Genomic DNA, 12,344 nt, shown 5'->3' with positions numbered 1-12,344 from the left:
TATGCTGAGGTTACCTCACTATCTGGTAAGGGAAACACAGCGAGAGGCGGGTTTATGCCCGACAACGAGAGCGACCTGCTGATGCAGGTGGCCAGGACGCTGCGTCGGCGCTGGGCGGCGGCGTACGCGCCGATAGGGCTGACCCCGCACCAGGCCCGCGCGCTGCGCGTGACCGGCGAGCACGACGGTCTCCGGCTGTCGGCCATCGCCGACGCGTTGCGGATCAGCCCCCGGTCGGCCACCGAAGTGGTGGACGCACTCGAGGAGGCCGACCTGGTCACGCGGGAGCCGGACCCGACAGACCGCCGCGCGATCCTCGTGGCGGTGACCGCGCAGGGCAAACGGACGCTGGCCGCCCTGACCGCGGCTCGGACGAAGGACGCCGACGACTTCTTCGGACGACTCGCCGACCACGAGCGCGCCTTACTGCGGGACATCCTCGGCAAGCTCGTCCCCTGAGGCGAGTGGCGTCAGTCGGATCTGTTCACCACGGCGAGCGCGAGTGCGGTGCAGAGCGCGGCCACTTCGGTGGTCGATTGGCGGGGGTCGCGCAGCCAGGCTTCGACGAGCTGATTGACCCCGCCGACGACGAAGAGCGCTTCCTGACGCCGGATCTCCGGGTTCGCGGGGGCGTCGAGGAATTCCGCGCTGTACTGCACCACGAGATCGGTGACGATGCCGACGGCGCGGGTGCGTAGTTCTTCGAGTCCGGCGACGCTGTGTGCATCGCTGGTGAGGATGCGGTGAATGCTCGGGTCGGCTGCGATCGTGTCGAGGTAGGTCGTCAATGCCTGCAGCAGCTTGCGGTTGAGCCCACCCGGCTCGGCCTGGCTCACCTCGACCATGATGGTGAACAGCTCCTCGCGCACCTGCTCGGCGACCGCGAGGATCAGGGCGTCCCTGGTGGCGAAGTGCTCGTAGAAGTAGCGCGGCGTCAACCCCGACGCGGCGCACACGCGGCGCACGGTGACTTCGGTCAGTCCGGCTTCGCCCCAGATCTGCCGACTCGCGGCGAGGAGCTTGTCGCGGCGTTCGTCGCGTCGATTCGCCGCGCTGATTCCCCGGTACGACCGGACCACCTCTGCACGCGCCATTGACAGCACTGTAGCAGCCGACCTAATTTGGATATCAGTCGTTATCCATTTTGCGTCGCTCAACGAGGAGTGCCGATGGCCACCGTTCCCACCCGTCATCCCGACCGTCCACACCGCCCCCCGGCGATCGTCGGCGGCTTCGCGGCGATGCTCGGGGTCACCAGCCCCGACCCGGTTCAATGGCAGCAACTCGGCGAGGGTCTGCTCGTCGGCGACGAGGCGATGGATCGGCTGGTCGACTGGATGGTCACCACGGGCGCGAAGCAGATTCGTCCGCTGTTCGATCGAGCGGTCACCCACGGCATCTCCTCGGTCCCGGAGGCGCCCGAACCGCTGCGCGAGTTCTTCGCCGCGGTGGAGACCGTTCCGGTCTGGGTCGACCACGAACAGCTCGTGCGCGGGGCCAAGGTCATGCTCACCGGCGGATCCGACGGCATGTACATCGCCCGCGACGTCGCCATGCTCGGCGGCTACCAGTTCTCCGGCTTCAACAAGACCTTGCTGCGCACGGGAGCACTGGAAAAGGGCTCCAACCAGCGGTGGGCCGAGACGATGCAGTGGGCGATGGATGTCCTGTCCGAGGACGGATTGTCCCCGCAGGGTCTGGGATACCAGTCCACGATCCGGGTGCGGCTCATCCACGCGTTCGTCCGCCGTCACGTGGCCGCGCTGCCGGACTGGCAGGCCGATGACTGGGGCCTGCCCATCAACCAGACCGACATGGCGGCCACGCTGGTCGGCGCCTTCATCGCGCCCTCGATCGGGAGTATGGGGATGGGTCTGCTGCTCACCCCCGCCGAAACCGACGCTGTCGCGCACCTGGTCCGCTACGTCGGCTGGCTGCTCGGGGTCGAGGAGCAGTGGCTGCCGCATTCCTTCCGTGACGGTGTGCGCGTGCTCGTGCACACGCTGTCCGCGCTGGCCGACCCCGACGAGTCGACTCGTCTACTCGCGGTGCCGATGTCACGAGACCCGCTGTCGTGGAACTACGACCGGCTGCCCGCGGTCCGCCGCAGGCTCGCCTACGCCCAGCACCTGTCGGTGACGGGGACGTTCCTCGGCCGCCGCGCGATGCGCGCGCTCGGGCTGCCGACGGTGATCGTGCCGTGGTACCCGGCCCTGCGCATCCCGACCAATCTCGTGCGCTCGGCCACCCGCCTGCTTCCCGGCGGGCTCGACCGGGCGGCGACTCGTGGTGCGCGGGAACAGGATCGGTTCATGCGCGTGCTGGTCAGCGCCGGACCGACCGTGGGCGCTGCCGCCGCGCGACTGACGCACGCGGCCTAGGAGCCACAAAAGGCGGTGCGGGCTTCAACGCCTGCGGTATCCGCGAACGGCGAGCGTCGCGAAAACCGCCGTCAGCGCCACCGTCCACGCCAGCGCGCGCCAGGTGGGCGATGCGATCGGTCCGGACGACGCCAGCCCGCGCATCGCCTCCACCACCGACGACACCGGGTTGGCGGCGGCGACGGGCTGGATCCACGCGGGGAGATCCTGGCGTGGCACGAATCCGGTCGACAGGAACGAGGCCACCAGCAGGATCGCGTTGAGAGCCGAACCCACCGCCTCCCCGGACTTGGCGTAGACCGCGATCGCCACCATCATCCAGGCGACCCCGGTGCCGAAGATCAGCGGCAACACGACGAAGCCGATGACGCCGAGCACGCCGCCCGTGAAGCGGAATCCGAGCAGATAGCCGACCCCGATCACCGCCAGCAGGGTGATCAGGTTGCGCACCGTATCCCCGGCGATGCGCCCGATCAGCGGGGCCGCTCGCGCGATCGGCATCGCCCGTAGCCGACGGTCGAATCCCGATTGCAGATCGTCGAAGGTCGTCATGGCAGTGCCGAGCCCGGCGAACGCGATGCCCATCACGGCGAACAGCGGCAGGCTGAAGTTCACGTAGTCGGCCCGGCTGCCGCCGGGGGCGACCAGCGAGCCGAACGACACCGTCATCAGCACCAGCAGGATGAGGGGGAAGAACGTCGCCATCATCAGCAGGACGGGATTGCGCAGCGTCACCCGGATGGCGCGGATCGTGAGTGCCCATCCGTCGATGAGCAGGTGCGGGCGGGGTCCCGTCGCGGTGCGGGTTTCGTTCACAGTGACCTCCGGTAGGCACGGGCCGCGACCGCGACACACACGACGAACCCGCCGCTCAACCACAGCAGGGCGATCGTGACCGGCCTGGCCAGAGCCGCCTCGGCGTCGGCCAGCGCACGCAGCGCGTCGGTGGTGCGGCTGAGCGGCTGGTTGGCGACGAACGGCTGCAACCAGTCCGGGAACGCCTCGGTCGGTGTGAAGGCGTTCGACACGAGCAGGAACGGGAAGAAGATGACATTGGTGATCACCTGCACCGAGTCCACCTTGCCCACCGCGAAACCGATCGCGATGAACCCGGTGCACACCATCGCGGCGAAAAACAGTGCGATGAGTCCGAATCCGATCGATGCGAGCACACCGCCACCGAGGCGGAAGCCCATGACGGCGCCGGCGGGCAGCAGGACCGCGATCGTCAGCAGCGCACGGGTCAGCTCCGCACCGACCAGTCCCAGCACCGGGGCGACCGGCGAGACCGCCATGGAGCGGAGCCTGCGGATCATGCCACCGGTCACGTCCTCGACCGACAGGATGGCCGCCGACATGGCCGTGAACAGCATCGCCTGCAGAATCACCGCGGGCAGCAGGTACTGCCCGTAGCCGCTGCCGATCCGGCGCTCGACCACGGTGCCGAACACGACGTAGAACATCGTCGCGAAGATCAGCGGCAGCACGACGGCGCCGATGATGGAGGCGGGGCGTCTGCTCATCAACCGCAGGTGGCGACCGGCCAGGATCGCGGTGTCGGCCCAGATCGACGGATGTGGGCGGGGCGCCGCGGCAACGGCTTCCGATGCGGAGATGGTCGTCGTCATGGGGTGTCCTCTGTCTCGCCGGGGACGCTCGGGTGCCCGGTGAGGCGGAAGAACACGTCGTCGAGGGTCGGGCGGCGCAGGGCGATGTCGTCGACGGCGATCTCGGCGGCATCGAGCTTGCGCACGACATCGACCAGCGTCGCGGCACCCGACGCGGCGACGGCGACGCCGTCGGTCAGCTCGGCGAGCCCGGTCATATCCGCCAGCGCGGCGGCGATCCGGGGGCGGTCGCCTTCGGCCGCGGTGATGTGGCAGACCGAACCCCCGGCCTGATCCTTGAGCTCGTCGGCGGTGCCGTCGGCGATGACACGGCCGTGGTCGACCACCACGATCCGGTCGGCCAGTTCGTCTGCCTCGTCCAGGTATTGGGTGGTGAGCAGGATGGTCATGCCGTCGTCGCGCAGGTCCCGGACCACGTCCCACAGCACGGCGCGGCTGCGCGGGTCGAGACCGGTGGTCGGTTCGTCGAGGAAGAGCACTTCCGGTTGCCCGATCAAGGATGCCGCGAGGTCGAGCCGTCGCCGCATGCCGCCGGAGAAGGTGCCGCTGCGCCGATCGGCGGCATCGGTGAGATCGAAGCGGCTCAGGAGTTCCTCGGCGCGCTCCGCCGCCCGCCGACGTCCCAGCTTCAGCAGCCGCCCGAACAGGGCCAGGTTCTCGCGCGCGGTCAGGTTCTCGTCCAGGGCGACGAATTGCCCGGTCAGTCCGATCACCGACCGGACCGCTCCCGCGTCGGCCACCACATCGTGACCGGCGACTCGCGCGTGACCCGCGTCGGGAACCAGCAATGTGGTCAGTACATCGATCGTTGTCGTCTTTCCCGCCCCGTTCGGTCCGAGCACCCCCGCGATCGTGCCCCGTTCCACTGCGAAACCGAGCCCATCCAGCGCGGTCACCCCGCCGAACCGTTTGACGAGACCCTCGGCCTCCACGGCATATTCCACCATGGAGGTAAACCTAACCTAACTCAGCCTGGAATGGCTAGGTGGCGAGATCGGCGAGTGAACGCGCACGCTACCGGGCAGTTTCGTACCGATCAGTAACCGTGTTACTGTTCGGGAGTTGCGCTGCTGTGATGGGCATCATCAACGCCATCGAGTGCGACTCGGCTCACTGCGGCGGCGGCGCCGTATCAATTCACGGGGAGTATCTGAATGCATAGCAAGCTTGGGTTGCGCTCGAAGGGGAACGCGCTGCCCGGTTCGATCGGCGTGCTGGCCGCGGCGGTGGCTGCGGTATGCGTCGTCGGCGTGGTGGCGGGTGTCGGCACTCCGGAGGCGACTGCCGCTCCGGTGAGCGGGTTCTATACCCCGCCCGCTCAGATTTCGAGCGTGCCCGGCGTGATCGTCAAGACCGAGCCGATGCGCATTCTCGCGACGCTGCCGACCGCTGCGGGCTGGCCCGTGAATGCCACGCGTGTCATGTACACCACGCAGTACCAAGACGGCTCGCCCGCCGCGGTCACCGGCACCTATATCGAGCCCCAGGGGCCATGGCAGGGCGCGGGGGAGCGCCCCACCGTGGTCATCGGGCCCGGGACCGCGGGCCAAGGCGACCAGTGCGCCATGTCGGTCGCCTTCTCCACCGGCCTCACCCTGACCGCCGACCCCTCACTGTCGTTGTCGGCCAACCAGGAACTGCCGTCCTCGGCTGTCTGGAGTGCGCTGGGAGCTCGCGTCCTGGTCACCGATTACATCGGTCTCGGCACTCCTGGTGTCCATACCTTCGCCAATCGCATCGAAGGCGGGCACGCGATCCTCGACGGCGCCCGCGCCGCCAACAATCTCGGCGGAGTCGGACCGGAAACCCCCGTCGTCTTCTGGGGCTACTCGCAGGGCGGCGGTGCCACCGCGGGTGCCGCGGAGCTGCACCACAGCTACGCGCCCGAACTCAACCTCAAAGGCACCTGGGCAGGCGGGCCCACCGCCGATCTGGCCAAGATCCTCGCCCGCATTGACGGCGCCCTCATCGGCGGCGCCATCGGATTCGCCATCAACGGACTGCTCGCCCGCTACCCGGAGTTGCACGCGGCTGTCGACCGGGTGACCAGCCCCGCCGGACGAGCCATGCTCGAAACCCTCAGCGGTGAGTGCGTGGGCGACATCATCACCAAACAGCCTTTCCTCGAGACCAGTTCGCTCACCATCGACGGCCGTCCACTGCTCGAACATCTGCGCGACATGCCAGAAGCGGCGCCCGTCCTCGCCGAACTTCGCGCAGGCAGCATCGCTCCGCCGACGCCGGTGCTGATCACCAGTGGCCTCAACGATGACACCGTTCCCTACAACCAGGCCCGCCAACTTGCCGAAGACTGGTGCGCCAGAGGTGCCACCGTCACCTTCCGCACCAACAACCTGCCGCCGATCCTCTCCGGCGCGACGATCCCCAACCACTTCGGACCCGAACTGATCGACGGATTCGGTCCGGACAACGCGATCACCTACCTGCTCGACCGCCTCGCCGACAAGCCGATCTCCGGTTGCACCCTCGACTGAAACAGCGTATTCGCGCGAAGAATTTTGACAGCGAATATCGCCGGATGTGCCTGGCGCCAGGCACAATTGACAGGGAAGTCACCACGGAGTGACTACGACAACACGCGGCTACTCTGCCCTACCGAAGGTTGGTGAATGCACCGATGTCGATGCCGTTGTACGACGAGGTCCTACCGCGCGGCGAACGCGACGGATTCGGGTTGCGCGTCGGTGCGATCGTCGATCGTGGCGGAGAAGTGTTGCTCCTGGAAGCGAACAGCACCGGCCCCGTCCGGCCTACCCACAAACTTCCCGGCGCCACCGTGGGACCCGGCGAGTCCGTTGCCGCGGCACTGACGCGGGGAGTCCGCGAGGAAACCGGCCTGACCGTCACCGGGATCCGGCACCATGTCGGTGACTTCGACTACCTGTCCCCGGCGGGAAAGCCGGTGCGGCGTCTACATTTTGCCGTCGACGTGAAAGCCACCGGCCCCATCCGCCTTTCTGCCCACGCCGGGTACCTGTGGGCATCGTTGGACCGGGAACTGTTCGTCACTCCCTCGATCCGGAGCATCCTCGAGACCTACAAGGACCTCCCTGCACCCTGACCGACCAACGCCGGTGCGGCTGGGCCACCGCAGGAACGATCAAAAATCGGTCTCGACCTCTATCTTTCGGTCGAGCCTGGGTGGATGATGGCCAAGAGGCCGGCTCGCGATCTCCGCCCAGCTCACGGGCGATCGAGCGATGGCAAAATTTCGTGACTGGACCACTGGGGGACAGGATCGTGGCATTCCTCGAGAAGTATCCGAAAGCCGACGACGAAGGGGCGTTGCCTCCGAGGGTCTGGGGATTCCGATGACTGTGATCCTCAGGCCCGGAGATCGTGGAGACCTTGTCGGGGTACTCCAGGCGACGCTGAACCGTGACTACCCGCTCTACTCCAGATTGGTCGTGGACGGGGAGTACGGCCCAGCCACGACCGCGGTCGTCGCGGAGTTTCAGCGCCGTGCCGGGCTCGATGTCGCCGAACCCGGCACGGCCGACACAGCGACGTTGCGCAGGCTCGGACTGAACTTCGACCCGATTCCACCAGCCGGGACCCGGCCGTTGTACTACAGCTTCGCAGGCACTTGGGGCCACTGGAGTCAGGGACCACCGTTCGACGTCGGCTCGGCGCTCGAAGGTGAGCGTCGGGTCCGCAATCAACCGGTCGCCTACCCCGCCAGCGGATTTCTCAACCCTGACCCACACACCAGTTACCGGGAGTCGGTGGCGCTCGGCGTCGGGGAGGGGATCAGGCTGATCCTGCTCAATCCCGGCCCATTCATCCTCGCGGGATACAGCCAGGGTGCGGAAGTCGTTGTGCGGCTGATGATGCTCATGACCGACGGCGGGCCGCTCGCGCACCGCGCGGACGATCTGCGGTGCGTGATCACCTTCGGGTCGCCGTGCCGTCCGCCGGGACGCACTCTGCTGGGCAACAACCCACCGGGTGCCGGAATCTCGGGCGACTACACGCCCCAGGAATTCCGCGACCGCACCTTCGATTTCGTGCTCGACGGTGACATGTACTCGACGACGACCGACGACACACTGCTGGAGCAGTTCTACGACCTGCTCGTCCACGCGGAGCTGTCGGTGCCGTTCGCGGTTGCGGTGTTGCAGTTCCTGCAATCGAACATCCTCGGTGGCGGTCTCGGTGGCCCGCTCGGCAATGTCGGCCGAATGACCGTGCCGACAGCGCTGACGGGACTCGGTGGCGTCGACTTCGTCAAGGCCGTCCGAACCATGCAGGTCGTCTCCGAGTTCCTGATCCGCAATCCGCATGTCCACTATCACGATTGGCCGGACTTCGACGGCCACACCGGAGTCGAGCGCGCCAAGCAAGTCCTTCGCGACATCACATCGCCCGATTAGCCGGGGCCGGACCTGCCGACCCCGCTAGCTATCGGACGGGAACCTTGAAATGCATTGCGCGGTAAGGCCATCCGTCGGTGGTCTTCCATTGCGACACCAGCAGATGTAGTCCGGCGTCGAGCGTGGATCCCGGGATGATGCACGGGCCGTAGAGTTGCGCGACCCGGTCATTGCCCTCGTCTCCCCATGCCGACCCGCGAATGGGTGTCGTCTTCGGCACCAGGTAGAGGTTGTCGGTGGGAGTGTCGAGCAGGCGCAGGTCGATGTCGTAGCCACCGGTGGTGGAGGCGTCGAAGTTGACCAGAACCCATTTGTTCTGGATCTTGCGCAGGCACATCTCGCCGAACTTCTCCGCGGAGGGCTGGGTTTCGAGTACCGGTGTCGGTGGGTTTCCCCAGTTCCAGCTGCCGTCGCGCCAACCCCAGCCGATGTAGGCCCCAGGGTCGGTGATCCGGTCCTCGCGGACGCGGCGCAGGATGATCCCCTTGTCGCGCTGGAATCCGGTGGAGAAGACATACACCCACCCGTCGTCGTCGCGTTCCCAGGTCCACAGTTGCGCGAACCCGTTGTGCAGGCCCGCGTCGAACTGGGCACCGGTGGGCCGCCAGGACTTTCCGTTGTCGCTCGACGTCCAGATCTCGGTGCGCACCACGTTGCCGAGGCCCTCGTTGATCATCACGTGCAGGTAGATGTCCTGGCCGATGGTGATGACATCGGAGGGCAGCGCCGTCGTCCCTCCCACATGGTCGTAGGGCCACAGTTGCCGGGCATAGTTCGGATCCGATCCCGCGGCTTCGTGCCACACGATCCCGCTGTCCAAATTCGTTGTGTCCGAGTACAACGCGACCGGAGAACGCCAGTCGTCGCCGCCGACCATCGGGTTGCGGAAGGTGTCGCCGAAGACGGCGAGGATCCGGCCCGAGGGCGTACGGGTCATCACCCCGAGATCGGTTGCGGCCATACCGAACTGGTCGGTGTGGCCCGGCCCGGTCGCATTGGTGATCTTGCGTGCGCCGGTGGGGACGGCAGCGGGGGCGGGCAACCGCCAGCCGTCCTTGATGACGCCATACCACTCGCCGGCGTAGACATGGCCGGTGACCGGCCAGCCCTTGGCCTTCTGCATGGCGGTGGCAGCGTCGCGGGTGGCGTCGTCGTACACACTGGTCTGTGCGACTCCGAGGGCAGCCTGCCAGCGTCGCAAACCGTCCTTCGACGCTTGCGGCTCGTTGCCGAACCTGTTCGACCACGACTCCTGCGGCCCCGACAAAGGACCCCAGTAGTGCCCGTTCGGAAGTGGGAAACGATCGGGGTCCTCGGGGATGGCCGCGTACTGCTTCGCCGCGGCGAGGACGACATCGTAGGGAAAGGTGTCGGGGACGTCCCAGTGAGTGCCGTCCTTGAAGCCCCGCAGTTTCACCGAACCGTAGGTGTAGTTGTTGTGGCTGGAGACGCCGTGCCTGTCGTTTCCGACACCGGCGATGTCGACCCGCTCGATCGGAATGTGGTGTTCCTTGGAAATTTTGGCGATCGTGAAGGCCACCATGTCGAGCATCTTGTCGTGCTCGAGCCACCCGGAGCGCTTCTTCGGGTTCGATTCGCTATTGGGATTCGGACTGGTCGTCCACCGTGGAATCGCGCCGGAAGTCCCGACGAGGGCGATATGCACCGAAACCTGGTTCTCGTCGTTGACGCCGCGTACCGGAACGCTCCAGGAGGCGTTCTTCGTGGAGACTGTCTGGATGATGCGGTTGTCGTCGACTATGTAGTGATAGGACCCGTCCCGTCTGGCCGCTTGACCGTCGGCGACGTTTTCGGCGCGGCTGATCCAGTCCTGATTCTCCGTGGTGTGCAGGTAGATCCGCTTGTACGCGCCATGCCCAGAGCGGGACCCCGGCCCGGCGTGCCAGGCGATGTCGTAGCCCTCGGGCTCGCGCACCGAAATCGGGTCGGGAACCACGATCGGTTCCGGGATAACCGGCTGGGCGGCGTACTGCCATTGCCCGAAGTCGTCGGTGAGGGTGTCGTTGACGTCGACGTTGATCCCAGCGACCTTGACGTTGTCGCGCGGGTGAATGAGCCGCTGGAACAGGCAGGCGTGCTCGGAGATCGTGCCGAGCGGCCTACCACCCAGCCAGGTGTTGGGTTGCCACAGGAACCGCTTTCCGCTGCCGTCGCGGCACGTGCCGACGACGTCGTCCTGGACTGCCCAATCACATGCCAGATACTTGCAATACGCGCCGACGCGCTCCTTGCCCAGCACCGACGCGGCGCCGCGCAGATAGTGGGTGGCCATGGTGTTCCACTCAGACAGCGACAGATCGTCGTCGATGGAGAAGAAGATCGGCGCCCCGGCCGGGCCGCCGCAGTGCCGGTGCCACGCATCGGCGGCGTTGGCGTCGGCGACACCGCCGTCGAACCCGCGGCGCCAATCGGCGGTGGCGTTCTTTCCCTTCTGCCAATTGCTGACAAGGGGCATCTTCAGGTCGAGATACCCCGCAGCTTCCTCAGGAGTCAGTTTCTTGTTGATCAGGCCGCGTTCGGGGGAGTCCACCAGGTAGCGAACAGCCCCGTGGTATCCGTCGGCCTTCACTGCCTGCGCGCCGGGGCGCGCCGCGGCGTGATCGACCAGCTGCATCCTCGATGGCAGCTCCCCGGTCGGGGCGCTGGTGAATCCCGCGCGCCATGTCGCCGGGCCGATCAGCCCATCGGGGGTGAAACCGTTCGCGAACTGAACCGTACGTGCCGCGTCGGCGGTTGCCTGGTCGTAAACACCGGTCTGTGGCAGGCCACGGGCCTGCTGCCAGCGCTTCAAGCCCGCGATCCACTCGGGCCGTTCGCTGCCGTGACGCCCGGAGATCGACGAAGCGGGGCCCTCCAGCGGTCCGTAGAAGAACCCGCGCGGCAGCGGGAAGGCCTCCGGGTCGGACCCGTTCGTACCGGTGTCGGGTTGCGTGCCGGGGTCGACCGCACCCTGCAGGAAATCCTGCGGATTCCTCGGGTCACCGCCGATGCGCCCGGGCGGGCCCCACACCTCGAAATGCAAATGAGGACCGGTGGATTGGCCCTCCGACCCCACACTCGCGATCTGTTCGCCCTCCCGGACCCGATCGCCCCCCTTCACCAGGATGCTCGCGTGACGCATGTGCCCGAAGATCAGATCCACCCCGCGGCCGTCCTGCGCGTCCAGCCACACCCAGTTCCCGAACCCCGACACCGCCCCCGGCGGACGTTCCGCCCCCTCGACGACCACACCGTCCACCGGTGCGAAGATCGGCGTGCCGGCCGGTGCGGCGATATCGATACCGTTATGATCCGGCCGCTGCGGCGTGCGAAAGCCCGACGAAACGCGGAATGTGCTGTGCACTGGCCTGGTGGTCATGGAAGCCTCCTCGCTTCACCGGTACAACGGGCTCGCCACTGGTCGAGACCCTGATTGTCGTAACCGGGGGCGATGATCACGCGCGTAGTCGACTACTCGAATTCCTCGACGGTCCGATCGTTCGCTGAACCACCGAACGCGTACCGCCGAGCAGACCCCGAACGGCCGTTTCCGCCACCTTCACCTCTCGACGAACTTGTAGATGATTCCGCCGCCGACGTCCTTGATCTTGATGTGAAACTTCAGCCAAGTGACCCCGGGCACCTGTAGCGATCGAGGCGTGGACAGAGATCGTGAGTGCCTTCTCGCCCTGCGCCAGCTTGTCCAATTCGCGCTCGTCGGGCCTTGGCGTCATCGAACTTCTTCATGTTCGCCTGATCCGCCAGAACTGAGGTCACGGGGGCAGAACCGGGCGATCTGACAGGTCCGATCACTTGCCTCAGATAGGCTTCCGAGACCCGCACGCGCTAGGTCATGTCTCCCAATCGAGTTTCCGGTTCTCGTCCGATAGGTCCTCGGGTGGGGCATCATGTTCGCCGTGGCGGCGACTGTCGGTGATCGG

Annotated in this window: 10 protein-coding genes; 5 read left to right on the top strand and 5 right to left on the bottom strand. The window is 66.8% G+C overall.

Annotation, left to right across the window (positions count from 1 at the left end; all coding sequences use genetic code 11):
• Nucleotides 1–54: 54 nt before the first annotated feature.
• Entirely contained in the window at nt 55–459 is a 405-nt protein-coding gene (locus tag ACFWPK_RS09070) for a MarR family winged helix-turn-helix transcriptional regulator (RefSeq protein WP_378914068.1), read from the top strand.
• Between the two features lie 11 nt (nt 460–470).
• Here the strand turns inward: ACFWPK_RS09070 and ACFWPK_RS09065 are convergent, their stop codons facing one another.
• On the bottom strand, nt 471–1,094 hold the full coding sequence (locus tag ACFWPK_RS09065; RefSeq protein WP_378914067.1) for a TetR/AcrR family transcriptional regulator: 624 nt from the start codon (nt 1,092–1,094) through the stop codon (nt 471–473).
• 75 nt (nt 1,095–1,169) lie between these two features.
• On the opposite strand from ACFWPK_RS09065, the gene ACFWPK_RS09060 reads away from it, so the two are divergent.
• Nucleotides 1,170–2,381 (top strand): oxygenase MpaB family protein, encoded by a 1,212-nt coding sequence (locus ACFWPK_RS09060; protein ID WP_378914066.1) that lies wholly within the window; start codon nt 1,170–1,172, stop codon nt 2,379–2,381.
• 24 nt (nt 2,382–2,405) lie between these two features.
• Here ACFWPK_RS09060 and ACFWPK_RS09055 read toward each other — a convergent pair whose 3' ends face one another.
• Genes ACFWPK_RS09055 through ACFWPK_RS09045 form a run of 3 tightly spaced genes read right to left on the bottom strand, consistent with a single transcriptional unit; the run spans nt 2,406 to nt 4,956 of the window.
• Nucleotides 2,406–3,197: an ABC transporter permease gene (locus ACFWPK_RS09055; RefSeq protein WP_378914065.1), complete on the bottom strand. Its 792-nt coding sequence runs from the start codon at nt 3,195–3,197 to the stop codon at nt 2,406–2,408.
• The gene (locus ACFWPK_RS09050) at nt 3,194–4,009 is read right to left on the bottom strand and encodes an ABC transporter permease (protein ID WP_378914064.1); all 816 of its coding nucleotides are present in this window, start codon (nt 4,007–4,009) and stop codon (nt 3,194–3,196) included. Before ACFWPK_RS09050 ends, ACFWPK_RS09055 begins: the two co-directional genes overlap by 4 nt.
• Complete coding sequence (locus ACFWPK_RS09045) at nt 4,006–4,956, bottom strand: ATP-binding cassette domain-containing protein (RefSeq protein WP_378914063.1); 951 nt, start codon at nt 4,954–4,956, stop codon at nt 4,006–4,008. The genes ACFWPK_RS09050 and ACFWPK_RS09045 overlap by 4 nt, the downstream gene beginning before the upstream one ends.
• A 207-nt stretch (nt 4,957–5,163) precedes the next feature.
• Between ACFWPK_RS09045 and ACFWPK_RS09040 the strand changes: the two genes are divergently transcribed.
• The 3 genes from ACFWPK_RS09040 (at nt 5,164) to ACFWPK_RS09030 (ending at nt 8,403) form a co-directional block, all read left to right on the top strand.
• Nucleotides 5,164–6,504 (top strand): lipase family protein, encoded by a 1,341-nt coding sequence (locus ACFWPK_RS09040; protein WP_378914062.1) that lies wholly within the window; start codon nt 5,164–5,166, stop codon nt 6,502–6,504.
• A gap of 143 nt (nt 6,505–6,647) precedes the next feature.
• On the top strand, nt 6,648–7,091 hold the full coding sequence (locus ACFWPK_RS09035; protein WP_378914061.1) for an NUDIX hydrolase: 444 nt from the start codon (nt 6,648–6,650) through the stop codon (nt 7,089–7,091).
• A 250-nt stretch (nt 7,092–7,341) separates the two neighbouring features.
• Entirely contained in the window at nt 7,342–8,403 is a 1,062-nt protein-coding gene (locus ACFWPK_RS09030; protein ID WP_378914060.1) for a peptidoglycan-binding protein, read from the top strand.
• Between the two features lie 28 nt (nt 8,404–8,431).
• Here the strand turns inward: ACFWPK_RS09030 and ACFWPK_RS09025 are convergent, their stop codons facing one another.
• Nucleotides 8,432–11,782 (bottom strand): DUF4185 domain-containing protein, encoded by a 3,351-nt coding sequence (locus ACFWPK_RS09025; RefSeq protein WP_378914059.1) that lies wholly within the window; start codon nt 11,780–11,782, stop codon nt 8,432–8,434.
• Nucleotides 11,783–12,344 lie beyond the last annotated feature (562 nt).

It is taken from the genome of Nocardia sp. NPDC058519 (assembly GCF_042719755.1).
Lineage (GTDB): Bacteria > Actinomycetota > Actinomycetes > Mycobacteriales > Mycobacteriaceae > Nocardia.
The sequence above is the reverse complement of the archived record's forward strand: the minus strand, read 5'-3'. Positions and strand labels throughout refer to the sequence as shown.